This is a genomic window from uncultured Tateyamaria sp. (assembly GCF_947487805.1).
In the GTDB taxonomy this organism is placed as follows: Bacteria; Pseudomonadota; Alphaproteobacteria; order Rhodobacterales; family Rhodobacteraceae; genus Tateyamaria.
Window position 1 is genome coordinate 127,227 of record NZ_CANKXW010000010.1, and the last position, 18,342, is coordinate 145,568.

An 18,342-nucleotide genomic window follows, 5' to 3' on the forward strand; every position below is an offset into this window, starting at 1 on the left:
CCTTTACGTCGTCTCGGGTCCGGCCGTCAGCGTGGACCGGAAGGCGGGTGTCATCGACACGTCGCCATTTTGTACAAACCGTTCGTGGTTCTGTTCAAGCAGGTCAAGGTCGTAGTGGTAATTCACCATGGCCCCGCTGGACTGGTGCTGGCCGTTCTCGCTCAGGTCCGCATCGGCGTGGACGGCATAGATTTGCGCGCCATTGCCTAGGTGAAAGCGCGCCACGGGATCAAAGGGCGCGCCCTGGGCGGTGCGCGCATGGGCGAGGTAGTCAGAGGCCGCCTGCCGGATCATGTCCGCGCTGCCGTGGCCTTGCAGGATGGTGCGCGCGGTCTCGTCCTCGGTCTGTTGCGACAGCCAGGCATTGAAGCGGGGGATCGGCGACAGGGTGACAAAGGTGTCCAGCCCCGGCAGTTCCTGACGCAACTCGTCGACCACTTGCTTGATCAACAGGTTGCCAAAGCTGATCCCCTTCAGCCCCGTCTGGCAATTGGAGATCGAATAGAACACCGCGACCGATGTGTCCTGCGGGCTGCGGACCTCCCGGTCCCCCGCCAGCACGTGCTGGATCGATGCAGGCACGGACATGGTCAGGGCCACCTCGACAAAGATCAGCGGCTCGTCCGGCATGGTGGGGTGGAAGTATGCAAAACACCGGCGGTCCTGCGGATAGAGCCTGCGGCGCAGGTCGTCCCAGTCCTGAATGGCGTGGACCGCCTCGTATTCCACGATCTTTTCCAGGATGCTGGCCGGGGTTTCCCAACTGATCTGCCGCAGCACGAGAAAGCCGCGGTTGAACCAGCTGCGCAGGAGGTGGCGGAAATCCAGATCGGTGCGCGCAAGGTTCGGGTCCTCGGCCAGTGCCGCCAGCAGATCGGTGCGCATGTTGACCAGGGCACGCGTGGCGCCCGGCGGTTGGTTGAGACGGCGCAGCAATTCCTGCCGCCGCGGTTCCGCCGCCTGGGCCAGGGCGCGATAATCCGCCACCGATTGCGAGGCGGCAAAGGTCTGAGCCGCGGCCTGCACCCCCTGCGGGCTGATTTCCAGCACGTCGTTGAGAAAGGTGAAGAACGTGCGTTTTTCTGCGGGGGTCAGGGCCGCGTAACGATCGAGGATGGATTGGGCCAGGGCGATGCCCGACACCTCGCCGCCCGCATCAAGCAGCGCAAGGCACATGTCGTCAAGCGACCGCGTGTCGCCAGCAGGCGCCGTGGGCGCGCGCCGTTCAAACAGCGTGGTCAACATGTCCCCCAAAAAGCTGAGCTGCGTCATTGCGTTTACTCCAGTGTTACGGACTGTCCCGACAGGCGCACGTTCACCGTTAGGCCGCCCTCGTTTACCAGCCATTTGCGCAGCACGAAGGTGCGGGTGCCGGTCGTGTGCATGGGATCATTTGCGGCAAAGGCGCGGGCCTCGTCTATGGATCCGGCCCGCAGGACCATCATACCCATCCCCTCCATCTGCCCGCCCGTTTCATCCGACAGCGGCCCGGAAAAGGCCAGAACACCGTCTTTTTCCAGCTGCGCGATATAGGCCAGATGCTCCGGCAGAACCGCGCGCAGATCCTCCGGGCCCTTGGCGGGCGTCGACACGGCCACGTACAATTCAAACGCCAATGCGCCGCGTGCGGTGGCCTGAGCCTTGTAGTCGTTCCATGTTGGCATGTCGTTTTCCTTTCGCGCTCTTCCATAAAATCGATTTTATTTGACTTGGAATATTTTTATCGTCAAAATTTCCATCAAGCAACCGGGAGGATTCTATGCGGTTTATCGTTGGCACGCATGAAGGCAGGCAAAGTGTTTTTGCTGTGAAGGGCGATGACGCCTTTGATTTGACCGCTGCCGTTCCGGAAATCGGTCAGGATCTGGCGACCCTGTGCCACCATCCCGACCTGATGGACCGCGTCGCTGCGGCCATGGGGGGGGCTGCGTCCGTTCCGGTCAGCGCGATCACGCCGGCCCTGCCCATCGCCGCACCGGGCACCATCATCTGCCTTGGCCTGAACTATGTCGAACACATCAAGGAAGGCGGGTACGACATCCCCGACTATCCGGCACTGTTCATGCGTGGCAAGCAGTCGATCATGGCCGCGGGCCAGCCGATGGTGCGCCCATCTTGCTCGGACAAGCTGGATTACGAGGCCGAGCTGATGATGATCATCGGCAAGGGCGGGCGGCATATCAGCGAGGCGGACGCGCTGGACCACATCTTTGGCTTTACCGTGTTCAACGACGGGTCAGTGCGCGATTATCAGCGCAAGACGCACCAGTGGACGCCGGGCAAGAACTTTGACGCAACGGGTGCAATTGGCCCCTTTGTGGTCACTCCGGACGAGTTGCCCGAGGGCGCATCCGGCCTCAAGATCGAAAGCCGCGTGGGCGACGAGATCCTGCAATCCTCCAACACCGCCAACATGATCTGGGGGGCGGCGCGCACCATCGCCATCATCTCTGAATACACGACCCTGAGCCCCGGCGACCACATCGCGCTGGGCACCCCGCCGGGCGTGGGGCACGCCAAGAAACCCAACCCCCGCTGGCTCAAACCCGGCGAGACGGTCGAAATCGAGATCGAAGGCATCGGCATCTGCGCCAGCCCGGTCATCGACGAGGCCGAAAGCAAGACGCTGGCGGCAGAATGATGGCGGACGGCGCTGATATGCGCGCCGACGCGCAAGAGGCCGTGCGCGCCCTGAGGGGGCGTATCTCCCAACTTGATCAAGACAGTATCGACCTGATCCTGGGCGATGCCCGGTCCCATTACGCATGGACGGACAGGCCCGTGCCGCTGGACATGCTGCGGACACTGTTCGACATCGTGATCGCCGGCCCGACCAGCATGAACACGTGCCCGGCGCGGTTCATCTTTGTCACGTCGGATGCGGCCAAGGACAAGCTGGCGCTGTCGCTCAAGGAAAAGAACATCGAAAAGATGCGCGCGGCCCCGGTCACGGTCATCGTGGCGTGGGATCCGAATTACTGGCAGCGCCTCGACTTTCTGTTCCCGCATGAAAACCGCAAGCCGCTGTTCGAGAACAACGCCGCGTTTGCCCACGATACGGCATATCGCAACTCGACCCTGCAAGGGGCGTATCTGATGATTGCCGCGCGGGCGCTGGGTCTGGACGTGGGTGCGATGTCCGGTTTTTCCAACAAGATCGTGGACGAGACGTTCTTTGCCGAAAACGGGTGGAAATCGAATTTCCTGTGCAACATCGGCTATGCTGACGAAACGGCGCTGTATCAAAAACTGCCGCGATTCAAGTTCGACGATGTGTGCAGCGTGATCTGAGGGCACCATGACCGTAAAGATGATAACCACTGTCAAACTCAGGTCTTCGGCAACATGCCCCAGCCACTCGCGGGCCGATATCTCCGTGCGCGACCTGCACATGGCCATTGACGAGCCGACCGAGCGTGGCGGCACCAATGCAGGGCCAACGCCCACTGACACGGCGCTGGCCGCGCTGATCGGCTGCACCAATGTGATCGGGCACAAATGCGCCAAAAGCCTCGGCATCGACATCGGCCAGCTGAAGATCGACATCGCCTGCGATTTTGACCGTCGCGGCGTGACGCTGGCCCAAGAGATCGACGTGCCGTTCGTGTCCATCGTTCAAACCGTGACCGCCGATGGCCCGGCAAGCGCGGCCGAATTGCAGGCCGTCGCAACAGAAGTCGACAAATACTGCCCGCTGTCCAAGCTGTTTGTGGCGGCGGGAACCAACGTGGAAACCACGTGGAAGAAAGCCTGAAAACGGGCAAAACAAGGGAGGACTGACATGTTCAAACACTGGACGCGCCGCACCGTTGTGGGCGCACTTCTCGCGGTGACGGCGGGCTTGCCCGCGGCAGCCACCGAAACCATCAAGGCGGTCGTCATCGACGGCTATCCGGCGCGCGCGCTCTGGGTCAAGGAGTTCACCAACTTCTTCATCCCCGAGGTCGACAAGCGCCTTGCCCAGTCCGGCAATTACAAGATGGACTGGCAGGAAAGCTATGGCGGCACCATCGTCAAACCCAAGGGTGTCCTCGAAGGGGTCAAGCTGGGTCTGGGTGACATCGGCATCGTCACGACGATCTTCCACAACTCGAAACTGCCCAGCCAGGCGATATCCGCCGTGACCCCGTTCGTGGCCGCCGATGCGCGCGCCGTGGCCAAGGCCGTGGACGAGATCGCCAAGGAATTCCCGACCATGCAGGCGGAGTTCGAAAAGCAGAACCAGGTCTATCTGGCCACCGGCGTTGTGCTCGACACCTATCAGGTGTTCTCCAAATCACCCGTAAACAGCCTCAAGGACATCGAGGGCGGCAAGGTTGCGGGCGCCGGCATGAACCTGCGCTATCTCGAAGGGATCGAGGGTGCGGCCGGTGTGCGTGGGGGTCTGACCGATTTCTACAACATGCTGCAAACCGGTCTGGTGGATCACGCCATGCTGTGGCCCGAAGCGGCCAAGACCTTCAAGATTGCCGAAGTGGCCCCCTACATGCTGCGCGCCGATCTGGGTGCGGTGAATTCCAAGACGATCACCGTGAACAAGCGGTACTGGGACAAGCTGCCGGACGAGGTCAAGGGCGTGCTGCAAGAGGTGGCCGTGGCCTATCGTGATCACGTGGCGGGCATCGCAATGGACCGCGCCGAGGCGAGCCGTCAGGCCTATGTCGAGGCAGGCGGCACCATCGTTGAGATGGACCCGGCCGAGCGCGCGGCTTGGGCCGCAGCCATGCCCAACATTGCCGCCGAATGGTCCGCGAACCTGAATGCGGACGGTCAGCCGGGCACAGAGATGCTCAACGCCTATATGGGCAAGCTGCGCGCCGCCGGTTACGAGCCCATTCGTGACTGGGCCGCGGATTCCGTGACCAACTGATCCGGGCCGTCATGCACGCTTTGACCAAAATTGCCGGCGGCATCGCCATGGCGGCCAATGCCGCCGGCACCTTTGTGGTCATCGCCCTGATTGCGGTGGTCAACTACGACATCGTCGCGCGCGGCCTGTTCAACAAACCCTTTCTGGGTGCGGTTGAGGTGGTCCAGTTCTCGATGGTGTTGATCGTCTTTCTCCAACTGCCGGACGTGATCCGCGTGGGGCGCCTGACCCGGTCGGACGGGTTCCTCAGCCTGATGACGCAAAAGGCGCCGCCCACGGGTCGCTTCATGCGCCGCACCATCGACCTGGTGAGCGCGGTGTTCATGATCCTTGTGGCCATCGCCATCTGGCCCGAATTCCTCGAGATGTGGGAAACAGGCGACTTTTTTGGCGTGCCGGGCGTGTTCACCGCGCCGTGGTGGCCGGTCAAGCTGGTGATCTTTCTCAGCGCCTGCCTCTGCGCGCTGCACTTCGTCTTGCACATCTTCACCTCAAACGGCGATGACGCCGCATCCCAGGACAGCAGCGCATGAATTCCATCGACATCGGGATGGTGTCCATCATCGCCATCATCGTCCTGATCTATCTGGGCGTCTACATTCCCATCGCGCTCGGCGTCGTCAGCTTTGTCGCCATCTGGGTGATGCGCGACAGCTATGACCTGTCCTTTGCGCTCTTGAAGATCGCGATCGGCGACAGCGCGATGGAATACACCTTTGCCACCATCCCGCTTTTTACCTTCATGGGGCTGATCGTGTCCAAGGCGGGGCTGGGCGCGGACATCTACAGCGTGATGAACCAGGGATTCCGCCGCATCACCGGGGGCATCGGCATGGCCACGGTTGGTGCAAATGCCGTCTTTGCCGCCGTGACCGGATCGTCCATCGCCTCGGCCTCCGTCTTTTCCAAGATGTCGGTGCCGGAGATGCTCAAGCATGACTACAACCCGCGCTTTGCCGTGGGCGTGGTGGCGGGCAGTTCGGTGCTGGGCATGATCATCCCACCTTCGGCGATGCTGATCATCTACTCCTTTGTGGCCGAACAGTCGGTGGGCGAGATGTTTCTGGCCGGTGTCGTGCCGGGCCTGCTGCTGGCGGCGGCCTATGTGGCGGCGATCTGGTTCATGGGCCGGTTCACGCCCGGTTTTGTCGGCGGCACTCTGGTCGAGGACACCGACCTGATGCCCTGGTCCGAAATCGCCATCAAGACCCTGCCGATCCTTGCGCTGATCGTGGTGGTGCTGGGCGGCATCTACACCGGCTGGACCACCCCGGTCGAAGCGGGGGCGGCAGGCTCACTCCTTGGCATCGTGATCGCCGGCTTGCGCGGGCGGATCAACCTGCGCACGTTCTGGGACACGGTTATCGAGACCGGCCACATCACAGCCGCGATCCTGTTCCTGATCACGGCGGCATCGATGTATGCGCGCATGCTGGGCATCGCGGGCCTGCCCAATGAGCTCCAGACGATCCTCGCCGAGAACGATTTCAGCTTTTTCTGGATCATGTTCCTGCTTGTGGTGCTGATGCTGTTTCTGGGCACGATCCTCGACACCGCATCAATCATCCTGATCGTTGTGCCGCTGTTCCTGCCGCTGATCGATTCCATGGGCCTCAGCCTCGTGTGGTTCGGCATCGTCGCTGTGGTGGCCGCCGAAATCGGGTTGCTGACGCCGCCTCTGGGCTTGAGTTGTTTCGTGATCAAGGCCACGCTGGATGACGACAGGATCGCCCTCAAGGACGTGTTCCTGGGTGCTTTGCCATTTGCCGGGGTGATGCTGATCGTTCTGATCATCCTGATCTGTTTCCCCAGCCTCAGTCTGGCGATTTTGGGATAAAGAGGAGACCGCCATGCGCGACGTGACCAAAGACAATATCACCGATGTTTTCATGGGATATCTGGGCGCCGACACGGACCCGCGCCTGCGCGAGGTGATGGGCAGCCTGGTCAAGCACCTGCACAATTTCGCCCGCGAGGTGAACCTGACCCATGCCGAGTGGAACACCGGCATCGCCTTTCTGGAAAGGGCAGGCGAGATTTCGGACGCCGAGCGGCACGAATTTGTGCTGCTGTCGGACGTGCTTGGCATGTCGAGCCTTGTGGACATGATCAACTCAACGCCCGAGGGCACATCGTCTTCCGTGCTTGGGCCGTTCCACATCACCGGCTCGCCGGATCTGCCGGTGGGGGCGGACATGCGGCGCGACTATGATGACACGCTGCTGCTGGTCGAGGGCACCGTGCGCGATCCCGATGGCAACCCCATCGAGGGCGCAACGCTGGACATTTGGCAGACCGCGCCCAACGGCCTCTATTCCAGCCAGGATCCGGATCAGGACACCTATTCCTTCCACGGGCTGCAACAGGTCGGCGCGGATGGGCGCTATGGGTTCACCACTGTGCGGCCCGTCGAATACACGGTGCCCTCGGACGGGCCTGTGGGCGACATCCTGCGCGCCTGCGGGCGGCATCCATGGCGGCCCTCGCACCTGCATTTCATTGTCGAGGCCGAAGGCTTCCGCCCGCTGGTCACCGAGGTCTTTCCCGAAGATGACCCGTACCTCGATCAGGACACCGTCTTTGGGGTGCGCGAGGATCTTGTCATGCGCTACAAGACCCTGGGCCCCGAGACGTTCCCGGCCCAGGGCTTTGCGCTGTCCGGCAAGGTGACCGAAGACTATCTGAAGGTCGATTTCGACCTGACGCTGGTGCGCGCCTAACCCAGAGCGCCGTCGCCCAGCAGACCGGCCAGAAAATCACCCGTCATGCGGTAATGGCGCAGCAGGCTGGCGCTTGCGCCATCCGCATCGCGGGCGATGGCGGTGGACATGATCAGGCTGTGCTCCTCGCTCACATCGCGCTTTTGATAGTCCAGCGCGCTGCCTGCGAGGTACCGGTAGCGGATATTCAGATCATAAAGCTGCGAACAGAACTTGAGCAAAATGGGCGAGGGCGCATTGGCCAGCAGCGTCATGTGAAACGCCTTGTGCAAAACCTCGAAATCCGCCTTTTTGTCGGCCTTGGCGCGCTGCATGCGGTGGTGGGCGAGCACAATGGCTTCTTCCCACTGCTGGTCGGCATGGGCGATGCTTTCACGCAAAGCGAGGTCTTCGAGTGTGCAGCGCAGCGTCAGGATCTCGGTAAAGTTCGACGCGCTGATCTCGGCGGCGCGAAACCCGCGTTGGTCGATCCGCTCCACGAGATTGTCCGAGGTCAGAAGGCTCAGCGCCTCGCGGATGGGCGACGCTCCGGTCGACAGCCGCGCCCGCAACGTGTCGATCTTGAGCTTTTCCCCGGGGCGCAGATCTCCCGTCACGATCATCTCGCGCAGCCTGTGATAGGCCTTGTGCGTGGCAGAACCGTCACGCCCTGAGATTTCTGTTTCGATGGCTGTCATGGTATGTTCAGATTATCGATTTTTTTAAGTCTTTCAACAGATTTGGACGGAGTTTTGCCAAGCGATGGAGAGTGGTGCAGCGAGCAGTGACGAAAGGTACAGTGCCGCCGCCATCATACCTTTTCAGGGCGCGATTCCGCCCTGTGGATAAAAAAATATACGTTTAAAAGCAGTAATTTAATGAGGTAAAATAAAGTAATGGTTCATTGCTTGAGCGTGCTCAGTGAAGCAAGTGATCCAATGATTTGCAGCCTATTCATATGTAGCATGATAAAGTGACGGTAAATCTCTGACGTAAAAGGACTTTTCTGCCAAATCGCCCGCAAGGTCATCCGGTCCTGCCGAATCTGCCGAAAACAGCGCCAACAACGAACAGTCCTGTCGCTGTACACACGATGGTCGGTCCTGTTGGCGTGTCGAGTTCAAAGGCGAGGCCAAGACCACCCAAGGTGGACAGAACGCCAACGCAGGCCGTCAGGATCGCCATTGCTTCGGGCGTGCGCGCAAGGGGGCGCGCGGCTGCGGGCGGGATCACCAGTAGCGCCCCGATCAGCAAAGCCCCCACGGCCTTGATCGCCACCGCTACCGTCAACGCCAGCGCGACCGTCAACACCAGCTGTTCGACCCGGGCGGAAATCCCGCTGGCCTGGGCCAGGTCGGGGTTGAGCGTTGTTGTCAGAAGACGCTGCCACCGCCAGAGCATCAGGCCGATCACGACAGCCGCGCCGGTCCATATGATGGCCAGATCGGTCTTGCTGACCGCAAGTATGTCTCCAAAGAGATAACCCATCAGATCAACCCGTACCCCGGACAGAAATGACACACTGACAAGGCCAAAGGCGAGTGCTGCGTGGGCCAGCACGCCCAGCAGCGTGTCCTCGGCCAACCCGCGCCCCGACAGGCCCATGACGAGAAATGCCATGATCAGCGCCGTTGCCAGCACGCCAAGGATGATGGGGCCCTGGAACGCCAGCGACAGCGCCACGCCCAACAGGGCTGCATGGGCCGTGGCATCTCCGAAATAGGCCATGCGCCGCCACACAACGAAACACCCCAACGGTGCCGCAGCAAGCGCGGTCCCCACGCCGGCCAACCCGGCGCGCACCAAAAAATCGTCAAGCATGGTCATGGTCGTGATGATGGTCGTGGTCATGGTCGTGGCGATAGATGGCAAAGGCCCCTTGCGTGCCGCTGCCAAACAGCGCGCGGTATTCAGGCGCATCCTGCACCACATCCGGCGTGCCTTCGCAGCAGACATGCCCATTCAGGCACAGCACCCGGTCAGACGCGGCCATCACGACGTGCAGATCGTGGCTGACCATCAGCACGGCACAGCCCAACTGGCTGCGCACATCCGCGATCTGGCGGTAAAACGCCGCGGCACCGGGCTGGTCCAGCCCCTGCGTTGCCTCGTCGAGGATCAGGATGTCCGGCCCCATCAGTAGCGCGCGCGCCAGCAGAACGCGCTGGAACTGGCCCCCGGACAGGGCGCGCATCTGGGTGTTGCCCAGATCCGGCACGCCCGCCTCGTCCAGCGCCCGCGCGATGGCATCCGCCCCGTGGCGGTGCGGCAGGCACAGAAACCGCCGCACGGGCAGGGGCAGCAGCCCATCCATGTGCAGCGACTGTGGCACATAGCCGATCCGCAGGCCGCGCAGGCGCTCAACCTGACCGCTTTGCGGCGTCAACGCGCCAATCAACCCTTTAACCAGAGTGGATTTTCCCGACCCGTTTGGCCCGACCAGCGTGACGATCTCTCCGCGGTCGATATGCATGTTCACGTTGCGCATGACCGTCTTGCCAGCCTGTTGCAGGGTCAGGTCCGTGGCGGTGATCAGGCGCATGGCTGGTCCTGACAGTTCGGGCAAACGCCCAACGCCTCGATCACGGTGCGGTTGATCCGAAACCCGACGGCGCGCGCCGTTTCACCCAACCGGCCCTGCGTGGCCTGCGTCTCGGCCTCGGCCACGGATTTGCATTCGGTGCAGATCAGGAACGCGGGGCTGTGATCGGCGCCCAGGTGCGCGCAGGCGATATAGGCATTCAGCCCTTCAATCTTGTGCGCAAATCCCGCCTTGGTCAGAAAGTCGAGCGCGCGGTAGGCCACGGGCGGGGCCGTGCCCAACCCGTCCTTGGCCAGCTCCGCCAGCAGATCGTACGCCCCCAGCGCGCGATGCTCTGCCAGCAGGATCTCAAGCGCGCGGCGGCGGATTGGCGTGAACTTCAGCCCATGTGCCGCGCAATACGCTTCGGCGCGGTGCAGCGTCGTGCTGATGCAATGCGCGTGGTCATGTGCATGAAACCCAAAGGCGGTCATGGTTGCTCCTCTTTTGGACTTGTTATGTTATAGCATTGCGGTTAGCAAGTGACCTGAAGTGTTATGATATAACAAAAAGGAGTCGGCATGCGTACGGCTATGGTTACATTCGTTTTCACGGTGGGCGCTGCTGTCGCCGAGGTGCCGCGTGTTGCGGTCGATATCGCACCGGTCCATTCCATCGTTGCGGCGGTGATGCAGGGGGTCGCGACGCCGGACCTGATTGTGCCGCCGGGCGCGTCACCGCACGGCTACAGCTTGCGCCCGTCTGAGGCGCGCGCCCTGCAAAGTTCTGATATCGTGGTCTGGATGGGTCCGGCACTGGCGCCGTGGATGGATGGTCCGATTGACGCATTGGCCGGAGACGCCCGGGTGATCACTCTGCTGGATCACCCACGCACCGAGGTGCTGGAGATCAGGGAAGGCGCGGGATTTGAAGCGCATGATCACGACCACGGGGGTGATGACGGGCATGACGACCATGACACGCACGCGCATGACAATCACGCGGACGAGCATGAGGACCATGGACAAGACGAGCATGGGCACGATGATGATGCACATGACGACCACGCCAAAGAAGACAAGGCCGCGCACGGGCATGAGGGAACATTGGACCCGCATGCCTGGCTGTCACCTGAAAACGCGATGGCGTGGGCGGATCTGGTTGCCATTGCGCTGACGCAGGCGGATGCTGAAAATGGCGCGATTTATGCTGCCAATGCGGATAATTTCAAATCCGAGATCAAAGGGTTGCAGGGCGAAATTGAACAAATGCTTTCGCCTGTGCGCGGCAAACCCTTCATCGTTTTCCACGATGCCTATCACTATTTCGAACATCATTTCGATATCGAAGCATCCGGAGCGCTGTCCGACACGGATGCTGCGGCCCCCAGTCCGGCCCGCGTCGCCGAAGTGCGGACGCTGGTGAACGATACGGGCGCGGTGTGTGCGCTGACCGAGCCGCAATTCAACCCGGCTATTCTGGATGCGGTCGGTATCGCCAACCGGGGTGAGCTTGACCCGATCGGCAGCACGCTCGAACCGGGGCCCATGCTCTATGAAACCCTGATGCGAAATCTATCAGCGTCGCTGCTCAATTGTCTGAAATAGAACGTTAAATCAGGGCACGTATTCGGAAATCAAGTCCGGAATGCGCGCCTTGAACTTGAAGAAACCGCGCGTCGCATGGGGCCATGCGGCGCGGTCGTACGGGCGCTGAACCTCGATCACCGGCGGGACGTCGTCACGGGCGCGCAAGGCGGACAAAAGGCTTGCGACAGGTCCAACCGGGGCATAAGCCGTCACGATTTGATCCAAGCCTTGGGCCCAATGTGCAATCGCCTCCGCCTTGGCCGTCACATCCGACACCGCCCCCAAACGCGCGCCGTATCGCGCTGTGGCATCAGCCAGCGCACCGGTGGCAAATTCATCCACATGCGGCGCAATCGCCAACGGCGACAGATCGGACCGCACGGTGACGCAAGCCGTTGCTTTCACGTCCAAACCCTGGTCCAGCACAAAACCGGGGCTGGTGTCTTCGTCGTGCAGGAGCAGGCCGGTGACACCGTTCGCAGGCACCGTACCAGACAGCGGCAGGGGCTGAGGCTCGGGCATTGGCTGCGCCGGCAGTGGCTCTGCAACCTGTGCCAGCCCGGTGGGGTGCGGAAACCGGTTCTGGGTGTATTTCGCGATGTTGTCGGGCCGGGCGAGGTAGGTCTTGCCCACCGTCTGTATCCCCGCCACCCAACGCCAGCTGAGCGTGTTGGACGCAGGGTCGCCATCGAGCAGATGCCGCAGAAAGAAATCCGCGCCCAATTCCCACGGCAACCGCAGGGTAAAGATCCAGATCGATGCAAACCACATGCGGGCATGATTGTGTAAATATCCTGTCTGAACAAGTTCTTGTGCCCATGTATTAAAGCAGTCTATTTCCGTTTCGCCACGGCACGCATCCTCCCAGCGTGCCCGCAGTCCAGCTTGCGTCTGCACCTCGTTCAGCGCGGACGACAAACTCGCGCGGTACATCGTCCAGACCTGGGGCCGCATCTCCAGCCAGCCTTTCCAATAGGTGCGCCAATAGACCTCCTGAATGAACTTTTCCGCCGCCGACGCACTGTGTCGCCCCAGCACGGAGCGCAGGACCTCCTCTTCGGTGATCAGGCGCGCGCGCAAGTACGGCGACAGCGTGGACACGCCGCTGTGCTGGCCGGGGCCCAGGTCATAGTTGCGCCGGGCGGCATAATCGCGCCCCGCGGCGGGCACAAAGCGGCGCAGGCGGTCAAGGGCTTTGGTCCGGGTGGGCGGGAATGTTTCAAGTGCAACGGTCATTGCCGTCCAGTTAGCGGGCGCAAGATGCGCTTCAACCGCTCGGGTGCTCTTGCAGGTCCCAAACGGCGATACTAAGACTCAGGTAACTTCTTTGCGGGTATGGTCTCGCAAAGTGTGACGAGGCAGGACACCATGCGCGATCCCATCGATCAATATTCCCATTTCACCAACAACCTGGTCCCCATGGTGGTCGAACAGACCAGCAGGGGTGAACGGGCCTATGACATCTTTTCGCGCCTGCTGAAGGAACGGATCATTTTCATCAACGGCCCGATCCACAGCGGCATGAGCCATCTGGTCGTGGCCCAGCTCTTGCACCTTGAGGCGGAAAACCCGTCCAAGGAAATCAGCATGTATGTGAACTCGCCCGGTGGCGAGGTGACGGCCGGTTTTTCCATCTATGACACGATGCAGTACATCAAGCCCAAGGTGTCCACGCTGATCTGCGGCATGGCAGCATCAATGGGGTCTGTGATCGCCATTGGCGGTGAGCCGGGCATGCGCTTTGCACTACCCAATTCCGAGGTGATGGTGCACCAGCCGTCGGGCGGCGCGCAGGGGATGGCCGCGGATATGCTGATCTCGGCACGGCACATCGAACGCACCCGCGAACGCATCTACCAGCTTTATGTCAAACATGCCGGTCAGGATTATGACACGGTGCAAAAGGCGCTGGATCGGGACACCTGGATGACCCCCGAAGAGGCCAAGGAGTGGGGTCATCTCGACGAGATCGTCGAGAACCGCGCCAAGGGCGATGACGACGACAGCTGACCAAAATCGCGCCGGTTTTCACGGTTGCGCGATTTGACCCAAGGGTCGGCTAAAAAGACGATTGTGGACCCCGCGGGGCTGTCTTAAGCTGGCAGTCAACGCGGGACACGCCGGATCATACCGGCACCTGGAATGGCGGCATCTGCCGGGAAGGACGCGACATGGCCTCGAATTCGGGCGGCGACAGCAAGAACACGCTCTATTGCAGCTTTTGCGGCAAGAGCCAGCACGAGGTGCGCAAACTGATTGCCGGTCCCACGGTGTTCATCTGTGATGAATGCGTGGAACTGTGCATGGACATCATCCGCGAAGAGACGAAGGCGTCCGGCCTGAAATCCACGGATGGCGTGCCTACACCCAAGGATATCTGCGGGGTTCTGGATGACTACGTGATCGGTCAGGCGATGGCCAAGCGCGTGTTGTCCGTTGCGGTGCACAACCACTACAAACGTTTGAACCATGCCCAGAAGGGCGGGGACATCGAACTGGCGAAATCCAACATCCTGCTGATCGGCCCCACGGGCTGCGGCAAGACATTGCTGGCCCAGACGCTGGCGCGCATTCTGGATGTACCGTTCACCATGGCCGATGCCACCACGCTGACCGAGGCGGGCTATGTCGGTGAGGACGTGGAAAACATCATCCTGAAGCTGTTGCAGTCGTCGGAATACAATGTTGAACGTGCACAGCGCGGCATCGTCTATATCGACGAGGTCGACAAGATCACGCGCAAGTCCGAAAATCCGTCGATTACCCGCGACGTGTCGGGCGAAGGCGTGCAGCAGGCGCTTTTGAAACTGATGGAAGGCACCGTGGCCTCCGTCCCACCGCAGGGCGGGCGCAAGCACCCGCAGCAGGAATTCCTGCAAGTGGACACCACGAATATCCTGTTTATCTGCGGTGGCGCCTTTGCAGGCCTCGACAAGATCATCGCACAGCGCGGCAAGGGGTCGGCCATGGGCTTTGGCGCCGATGTGCGCGATAATGACGAACGCGGCGTAGGCGAGGTGTTCACCGATCTCGAACCCGAAGATCTGCTGAAATTCGGTCTGATCCCGGAATTTGTCGGGCGTTTGCCTGTTCTGGCCACGCTCGAGGATCTGGACGAGGACGCGCTTGTCACCATCCTGACACAGCCCAAGAACGCGCTGGTCAAGCAGTACCAGCGCCTGTTCGAGCTGGAAGACACCGCGCTGACCTTTACCGAGGATGCGCTGAGTGCGATTGCGAAGCGCGCGATCGAACGCAAGACCGGGGCGCGGGGACTGCGCTCCATCCTCGAGGATATCCTGCTCGACACGATGTTCGAATTGCCCGGACTGGAGTCGGTGACCGAGGTTGTCGTCAACGAAGAGGCGGTGAATTCCGATGCCGCCCCGCTGATGATCCACGCGGATGCGGAAAAGGAACCGGCCAGCGCAGGCTGAGCCGTCGAAACAGGGCGGACGGGTTCCGCCCTTTTCTTTGGCTGAATAGTTAGCCATATGGATAACTTTTTTGCCCGTCGCCTGAATTCCTGTGTTACTTAGCCATATGGCTTACGAATCAACAGACACCATCACGCCCGTCTTCGGCGCCTTGGCCGACCCAACCCGCCGGGCCATCCTGCACGCATTGGCCCGCGGGCCGCGATCGGTGTCGGACCTTGCCGCGGATCACGACATGGCGCTGCCCAGTTTTCTCAAACACATCGGCAAACTGGAAAAATCGGGCCTTGTCACCAGCGACAAACAGGGCCGGTCGCGCATGTGCCGCTTGCGCCCCGACGGGTTTGCCCCGGCGCAAAACTGGCTGGCGCAGGAACAGGCACGGTGGGGCGGGGCGTTGGATCGGTTGGCCATGCACCTGGAAACACTGGAAAAAGGACCAAGGCAATGACTGCTGTGTTCGGAACACTCAATTTTGACCGCCATGTACCGGTCGCCGCATCCCGCGTATTTTCGGCCCTGGTCTCGCCCGAGGACCGCATGGCGTGGGGCCCACCCGACACCGGCTCCATCGTGGTGATCACGGACCAACCCGCCCCGGCCGAAGGGGTGCGCGAGCTGTCCAAGTGCGGGCCGCGTGACAACCCTTACGTCGACGTGGCCACTGACTGGGTTCTGATCGACGCGCCACGCCGCCTGATCTTTGCCGAAACGCTGCTAGCCGAAGGTGAGATCCTGGGCACCAGCCTTGCGACCTACGAGCTGACCGAGGCCAGTGGGGGCACGGACCTGCGCCTGACGGTGCAGCTGGTGAATTTTGCCGGAGAAGAAATGATGGGCGAATTCGAAGGTGGCTGGACCCACGCGCTCAACAATCTGACCGCGCATTTCTGAGACTGGTTGACCCCACAGCGCAGCCTTGGCCATATGCGGAAAATTGCATGGACCGAGGATATCATGACACTCAAACGCATTCACTCAGGCGGCCCGTTCGAGGCTAAAATCGGCTATTGCCGCGCGGTCGTGGCGGGCGACTGGGTGCATGTGGCGGGCACCGTGGGGCAGGGCGACACGGTCGTTGATCAGTGCCGCGACGCGCTCGCCACAATCCACGGTGCGCTTAAGGAGGCGGGCGCGGATTGGAAGGATGTGGTTCGCGTCACCTACATGCTGCCGGACCGTGCGGAGTTCGAACCCTGCTGGCCCGCGCTGCGCGACGCCTTTGGCGACAACCCGCCCGCCGCTACGATGATCGAATGCGGGCTGCTTGACCCGAAATTCCGCATCGAGATCGAAGTGACCGCCTATTTGCCGGCTGGCTGACGCCCATGCGCGCGCGTGTCCACTGGACGCCGCGCGCGCGATGCGGCATAGACGGGAACAAAGCGTCGGAGGCGATACATGGGCATTCTCAACACTCTGCTGCGAGCGGTGACCTGGTGGAACGGGCAAACGCTGAACACGCAGCTGTTCACGTGGCGCAAGGGCGTGCGCGTCGGCGAAGATGCGCAAGGCAACGTGTTCTACAAAACGCAGGACGACAGCAAACGCTGGGTCATCTTCAATGGCGAAGCCGAGGCAAGCCGCGTGGATCCCGAATGGCACGGCTGGCTGCACCGCACCTGGAACGAGCCGCCCACCGACAAACCGCTGCCGCGCAAGGACTGGGAAAAACCGCACCAGCCCAACTTGACCGGCACCGCGATGGCCTACGCGCCCGCGGGCTCGATCCGGCGGGCTGACCCTGCGGACCGCTCCGATTACGAAGCGTGGACACCCGAGTAAATGTCCGAGAACACCACCGAGGTTCTGGTTGGCGGCGTCGTACTTGCGGCGGCCATCGGCTTCGCCATCTATGGTGCGCAGGTTGCGGGCCTGGGCAGCACGGGTGGGGCCAACTATCCACTGTCAGCCAGCTTTCGCAGCCTTGAAGGTGTGGGCGTGGGCACCGACGTGCGGTTGGCGGGGGTCAAGGTCGGCACCGTGACGGATGTGGCGCTGAACCCCGAAACCTACCGCGCGGACACGGTTGTGGCCTTGCGCTCGGACACGCAAATCCCGGATGACAGCGCGATCATCATCAGCTCCGAAGGGCTCTTGGGCGGCAACTTTGTCGAGATCGTCCCCGGCGGGTCACCGTTCTATTTCGAAGCGGGCGACGAAATCACGGACACGCAAGGGTCGGTCAGCCTGATCTCGCTTCTGCTCAAATTCGTGTCCGGTGGCGACAGCGAATGAAACGGCTGTTGGCGGCGATGCTGATCTGTGCCGGTACAGCGCACGCACAGCAGCAAACCCAGACAGCGACCGGTGCAATTTTGCGCGGTCTCGATAAGTTCAGCGGTGATGTCGTCGACATTCAGCTGCCCGCAGGTCGCACGGTTCAGTTCGAGCGGCTTAACATCTCGCTGACCGAATGCCGCTATCCGGCAGGCAACCCGTTTGGCAATGCCTATGCGGGCCTGCAAATCACCGAGATTGGCCGCGAGGGCGTGGTGTTTTCAGGCTGGATGATCGCCTCGGCCCCTGCGCTCAACGCGATGGAGCACGCCCGCTATGACGTCTGGGTGATCCGCTGCACCACATCCTGAAGCGTCGCAACGGGCACATCCGAAAACTGATTGCGCCCGGCGAGCGCCCGGTCCAGCCGTTTGTGATATTGCCCCCGCGTGATCTCGATCCCGCCAAGGCTGGCCAGATGCGGCGTCAGGAACTGGGTGTCGAACAGGGAAAACCCGCTGCGGTTCAGGTGATCCACCGCTGCGGCCAGCGCCATCTTTGACGCATTTGTCCGCCGTGAAAACATGCTTTCCCCGAAAAACGCGCCGCCCAGCGTGACGCCATAGACGCCCCCAACCAGCGTGGCGCCCTCCCAGATCTCAAAGGAATGGGCGTCGTCCGACATGTGCAACTCTATGTAAAGACGCCGGATTTCCGGGTTGATCCACGTATCTGCACGATCGGCGCAACCGTCCAGAACGCCACAGAAATCGCTGTCGATGCGCAGGGCCCAATCGGTGCGGCGCATGGCGCGTGCAAGAGACCGCGACATGTGGAACCCGTCCAGCGGCAGCACGCCGCGCAACCGCGGGTCCACCCAGAACACCTCCGGATCGTCCCGCGATTCCGCCATCGGAAAGATGCCCGACGCATATCCCTTGAGAAGCAAATCTGTGGTGATCTGAAAATCCTGCATGGTTCTCTTGTCTATGGCCCGCGCCCTGAA

Annotated in this window: 24 protein-coding genes; 16 read left to right on the forward strand and 8 right to left on the reverse strand. The window is 61.7% G+C overall.

Annotated elements, in window-relative coordinates:
- Positions 1 to 3: 3 nt before the first annotated feature.
- The gene (locus Q0949_RS19465; protein ID WP_299376390.1) at positions 4 to 1,272 is read right to left on the reverse strand and encodes a malonyl-CoA decarboxylase; all 1,269 of its coding nucleotides are present in this window, start codon (positions 1,270 to 1,272) and stop codon (positions 4 to 6) included.
- 5 nt (positions 1,273 to 1,277) lie between these two features.
- Positions 1,278 to 1,664 carry a YciI family protein gene (locus Q0949_RS19470; protein ID WP_299376393.1) on the reverse strand — a complete coding sequence of 129 codons (387 nt, stop codon included), beginning with the start codon at positions 1,662 to 1,664 and terminating at the stop codon, positions 1,278 to 1,280.
- 95 nt (positions 1,665 to 1,759) lie between these two features.
- Between Q0949_RS19470 and Q0949_RS19475 the strand changes: the two genes are divergently transcribed.
- From Q0949_RS19475 to Q0949_RS19505, 7 genes are read left to right on the forward strand one after another with little or no spacing between them, the layout of a single operon-like run.
- Positions 1,760 to 2,641, forward strand: coding sequence for a fumarylacetoacetate hydrolase family protein (locus Q0949_RS19475; protein WP_299376395.1), 882 nt, complete (start codon positions 1,760 to 1,762; stop codon positions 2,639 to 2,641).
- Positions 2,638 to 3,291, forward strand: a complete 654-nt coding sequence (locus tag Q0949_RS19480) for a malonic semialdehyde reductase (RefSeq protein ID WP_299376398.1) — start codon at positions 2,638 to 2,640, stop codon at positions 3,289 to 3,291. The genes Q0949_RS19475 and Q0949_RS19480 overlap by 4 nt, the downstream gene beginning before the upstream one ends.
- A 19-nt stretch (positions 3,292 to 3,310) precedes the next feature.
- Positions 3,311 to 3,754: an OsmC family protein gene (locus tag Q0949_RS19485; protein ID WP_299376401.1), complete on the forward strand. Its 444-nt coding sequence runs from the start codon at positions 3,311 to 3,313 to the stop codon at positions 3,752 to 3,754.
- 27 nt (positions 3,755 to 3,781) lie between these two features.
- The gene (locus Q0949_RS19490) at positions 3,782 to 4,870 is read left to right on the forward strand and encodes a C4-dicarboxylate TRAP transporter substrate-binding protein (RefSeq protein ID WP_299376403.1); all 1,089 of its coding nucleotides are present in this window, start codon (positions 3,782 to 3,784) and stop codon (positions 4,868 to 4,870) included.
- An 11-nt stretch (positions 4,871 to 4,881) separates the two neighbouring features.
- Positions 4,882 to 5,403 (forward strand): TRAP transporter small permease, encoded by a 522-nt coding sequence (locus Q0949_RS19495; RefSeq protein WP_299376405.1) that lies wholly within the window; start codon positions 4,882 to 4,884, stop codon positions 5,401 to 5,403.
- Positions 5,400 to 6,707 carry a TRAP transporter large permease gene (locus tag Q0949_RS19500; RefSeq protein WP_299376408.1) on the forward strand — a complete coding sequence of 436 codons (1,308 nt, stop codon included), beginning with the start codon at positions 5,400 to 5,402 and terminating at the stop codon, positions 6,705 to 6,707. The genes Q0949_RS19495 and Q0949_RS19500 overlap by 4 nt, the downstream gene beginning before the upstream one ends.
- 13 nt (positions 6,708 to 6,720) lie before the next feature.
- Entirely contained in the window at positions 6,721 to 7,590 is an 870-nt protein-coding gene (locus Q0949_RS19505) for a dioxygenase (RefSeq protein WP_299376411.1), read from the forward strand.
- Here Q0949_RS19505 and Q0949_RS19510 read toward each other — a convergent pair.
- The 4 genes from Q0949_RS19510 to Q0949_RS19525 form a co-directional block, all read right to left on the reverse strand.
- Complete coding sequence (locus tag Q0949_RS19510) at positions 7,587 to 8,267, reverse strand: GntR family transcriptional regulator (RefSeq protein WP_299376414.1); 681 nt, start codon at positions 8,265 to 8,267, stop codon at positions 7,587 to 7,589. The genes Q0949_RS19505 and Q0949_RS19510 overlap by 4 nt on opposite strands.
- 328 nt (positions 8,268 to 8,595) lie before the next feature.
- A complete protein-coding gene (locus Q0949_RS19515; protein WP_299376533.1) occupies positions 8,596 to 9,396 on the reverse strand; it encodes a metal ABC transporter permease in 801 nt (266 codons plus the stop codon).
- Positions 9,383 to 10,111 (reverse strand): metal ABC transporter ATP-binding protein, encoded by a 729-nt coding sequence (locus Q0949_RS19520; RefSeq protein ID WP_299376417.1) that lies wholly within the window; start codon positions 10,109 to 10,111, stop codon positions 9,383 to 9,385. Before Q0949_RS19520 ends, Q0949_RS19515 begins: the two co-directional genes overlap by 14 nt.
- Positions 10,102 to 10,584, reverse strand: coding sequence for a Fur family transcriptional regulator (locus tag Q0949_RS19525; RefSeq protein ID WP_299376420.1), 483 nt, complete (start codon positions 10,582 to 10,584; stop codon positions 10,102 to 10,104). Before Q0949_RS19525 ends, Q0949_RS19520 begins: the two co-directional genes overlap by 10 nt.
- An 87-nt stretch (positions 10,585 to 10,671) precedes the next feature.
- Here Q0949_RS19525 and Q0949_RS19530 point away from each other — a divergent pair, with 87 nt between their 5' ends.
- The gene (locus Q0949_RS19530; protein WP_299376423.1) at positions 10,672 to 11,697 is read left to right on the forward strand and encodes a zinc ABC transporter substrate-binding protein; all 1,026 of its coding nucleotides are present in this window, start codon (positions 10,672 to 10,674) and stop codon (positions 11,695 to 11,697) included.
- 9 nt (positions 11,698 to 11,706) lie between these two features.
- Here the strand turns inward: Q0949_RS19530 and Q0949_RS19535 are convergent, their stop codons facing one another.
- Positions 11,707 to 12,915, reverse strand: coding sequence for an FAD-binding domain-containing protein (locus tag Q0949_RS19535; RefSeq protein WP_299376426.1), 1,209 nt, complete (start codon positions 12,913 to 12,915; stop codon positions 11,707 to 11,709).
- A 132-nt stretch (positions 12,916 to 13,047) separates the two neighbouring features.
- Between Q0949_RS19535 and Q0949_RS19540 the strand changes: the two genes are divergently transcribed.
- The 8 genes from Q0949_RS19540 to Q0949_RS19575 all read left to right on the forward strand — a co-directional run bounded on the left by Q0949_RS19540 (position 13,048) and on the right by Q0949_RS19575 (position 17,707).
- Positions 13,048 to 13,689, forward strand: a complete 642-nt coding sequence (locus tag Q0949_RS19540; RefSeq protein WP_299376429.1) for an ATP-dependent Clp protease proteolytic subunit — start codon at positions 13,048 to 13,050, stop codon at positions 13,687 to 13,689.
- A gap of 161 nt (positions 13,690 to 13,850) precedes the next feature.
- Complete coding sequence (gene clpX / locus Q0949_RS19545) at positions 13,851 to 15,116, forward strand: ATP-dependent Clp protease ATP-binding subunit ClpX (RefSeq protein ID WP_299376432.1); 1,266 nt, start codon at positions 13,851 to 13,853, stop codon at positions 15,114 to 15,116.
- 106 nt (positions 15,117 to 15,222) lie between these two features.
- Positions 15,223 to 15,567 (forward strand): metalloregulator ArsR/SmtB family transcription factor, encoded by a 345-nt coding sequence (locus Q0949_RS19550; RefSeq protein WP_299376435.1) that lies wholly within the window; start codon positions 15,223 to 15,225, stop codon positions 15,565 to 15,567.
- Positions 15,564 to 16,010 (forward strand): SRPBCC domain-containing protein, encoded by a 447-nt coding sequence (locus Q0949_RS19555; RefSeq protein ID WP_299376438.1) that lies wholly within the window; start codon positions 15,564 to 15,566, stop codon positions 16,008 to 16,010. The genes Q0949_RS19550 and Q0949_RS19555 overlap by 4 nt, the downstream gene beginning before the upstream one ends.
- Before the next feature lie 63 nt (positions 16,011 to 16,073).
- A complete protein-coding gene (locus tag Q0949_RS19560) occupies positions 16,074 to 16,439 on the forward strand; it encodes a RidA family protein (RefSeq protein ID WP_299376445.1) in 366 nt (121 codons plus the stop codon).
- A gap of 78 nt (positions 16,440 to 16,517) precedes the next feature.
- Positions 16,518 to 16,901: an NADH:ubiquinone oxidoreductase subunit NDUFA12 gene (locus Q0949_RS19565; RefSeq protein WP_299376447.1), complete on the forward strand. Its 384-nt coding sequence runs from the start codon at positions 16,518 to 16,520 to the stop codon at positions 16,899 to 16,901.
- The gene (gene mlaD, locus Q0949_RS19570; protein ID WP_299376449.1) at positions 16,902 to 17,354 is read left to right on the forward strand and encodes an outer membrane lipid asymmetry maintenance protein MlaD; all 453 of its coding nucleotides are present in this window, start codon (positions 16,902 to 16,904) and stop codon (positions 17,352 to 17,354) included.
- Positions 17,351 to 17,707 carry a DUF2155 domain-containing protein gene (locus Q0949_RS19575; RefSeq protein ID WP_299376450.1) on the forward strand — a complete coding sequence of 119 codons (357 nt, stop codon included), beginning with the start codon at positions 17,351 to 17,353 and terminating at the stop codon, positions 17,705 to 17,707. Before mlaD ends, Q0949_RS19575 begins: the two co-directional genes overlap by 4 nt.
- On the opposite strand, the gene aat is transcribed toward Q0949_RS19575, so the two are convergent.
- The gene (aat, locus tag Q0949_RS19580; protein WP_299376452.1) at positions 17,671 to 18,312 is read right to left on the reverse strand and encodes a leucyl/phenylalanyl-tRNA--protein transferase; all 642 of its coding nucleotides are present in this window, start codon (positions 18,310 to 18,312) and stop codon (positions 17,671 to 17,673) included. The genes Q0949_RS19575 and aat overlap by 37 nt on opposite strands.
- Positions 18,313 to 18,342 lie beyond the last annotated feature (30 nt).

Bases quoted from the DNA above. Each gene is read 5' to 3' on its own strand.
- Q0949_RS19520 (WP_299376417.1), bottom strand. From the start codon at position 10,111: ATGCGCCTGATCACCGCCACGGACCTGACCCTGCAACAGGCTGGCAAG.
- Q0949_RS19470 (WP_299376393.1), bottom strand. From the start codon at position 1,664: ATGCCAACATGGAACGACTACAAGGCTCAGGCCACCGCACGCGGCGCA.
- Q0949_RS19505 (WP_299376411.1), top strand. From the start codon at position 6,721: ATGCGCGACGTGACCAAAGACAATATCACCGATGTTTTCATGGGATAT.
- Q0949_RS19480 (WP_299376398.1), top strand. From the start codon at position 2,638: ATGATGGCGGACGGCGCTGATATGCGCGCCGACGCGCAAGAGGCCGTG.
- Q0949_RS19515 (WP_299376533.1), bottom strand. From the start codon at position 9,396: ATGACCATGCTTGACGATTTTTTGGTGCGCGCCGGGTTGGCCGGCGTG.
- Q0949_RS19540 (WP_299376429.1), top strand. From the start codon at position 13,048: ATGCGCGATCCCATCGATCAATATTCCCATTTCACCAACAACCTGGTC.
- Q0949_RS19500 (WP_299376408.1), top strand. From the start codon at position 5,400: ATGAATTCCATCGACATCGGGATGGTGTCCATCATCGCCATCATCGTC.
- mlaD (WP_299376449.1), top strand. From the start codon at position 16,902: ATGTCCGAGAACACCACCGAGGTTCTGGTTGGCGGCGTCGTACTTGCG.
- Q0949_RS19465 (WP_299376390.1), bottom strand. From the start codon at position 1,272: ATGACGCAGCTCAGCTTTTTGGGGGACATGTTGACCACGCTGTTTGAA.
- Q0949_RS19490 (WP_299376403.1), top strand. From the start codon at position 3,782: ATGTTCAAACACTGGACGCGCCGCACCGTTGTGGGCGCACTTCTCGCG.
- Q0949_RS19550 (WP_299376435.1), top strand. From the start codon at position 15,223: ATGGCTTACGAATCAACAGACACCATCACGCCCGTCTTCGGCGCCTTG.
- Q0949_RS19565 (WP_299376447.1), top strand. From the start codon at position 16,518: ATGGGCATTCTCAACACTCTGCTGCGAGCGGTGACCTGGTGGAACGGG.
- Q0949_RS19475 (WP_299376395.1), top strand. From the start codon at position 1,760: ATGCGGTTTATCGTTGGCACGCATGAAGGCAGGCAAAGTGTTTTTGCT.
- Q0949_RS19575 (WP_299376450.1), top strand. From the start codon at position 17,351: ATGAAACGGCTGTTGGCGGCGATGCTGATCTGTGCCGGTACAGCGCAC.
- Q0949_RS19485 (WP_299376401.1), top strand. From the start codon at position 3,311: ATGATAACCACTGTCAAACTCAGGTCTTCGGCAACATGCCCCAGCCAC.
- Q0949_RS19560 (WP_299376445.1), top strand. From the start codon at position 16,074: ATGACACTCAAACGCATTCACTCAGGCGGCCCGTTCGAGGCTAAAATC.
- clpX (WP_299376432.1), top strand. From the start codon at position 13,851: ATGGCCTCGAATTCGGGCGGCGACAGCAAGAACACGCTCTATTGCAGC.
- Q0949_RS19495 (WP_299376405.1), top strand. From the start codon at position 4,882: ATGCACGCTTTGACCAAAATTGCCGGCGGCATCGCCATGGCGGCCAAT.
- Q0949_RS19555 (WP_299376438.1), top strand. From the start codon at position 15,564: ATGACTGCTGTGTTCGGAACACTCAATTTTGACCGCCATGTACCGGTC.
- Q0949_RS19525 (WP_299376420.1), bottom strand. From the start codon at position 10,584: ATGACCGCCTTTGGGTTTCATGCACATGACCACGCGCATTGCATCAGC.
- Q0949_RS19530 (WP_299376423.1), top strand. From the start codon at position 10,672: ATGCGTACGGCTATGGTTACATTCGTTTTCACGGTGGGCGCTGCTGTC.
- aat (WP_299376452.1), bottom strand. From the start codon at position 18,312: ATGCAGGATTTTCAGATCACCACAGATTTGCTTCTCAAGGGATATGCG.
- Q0949_RS19535 (WP_299376426.1), bottom strand. From the start codon at position 12,915: ATGACCGTTGCACTTGAAACATTCCCGCCCACCCGGACCAAAGCCCTT.
- Q0949_RS19510 (WP_299376414.1), bottom strand. From the start codon at position 8,267: ATGACAGCCATCGAAACAGAAATCTCAGGGCGTGACGGTTCTGCCACG.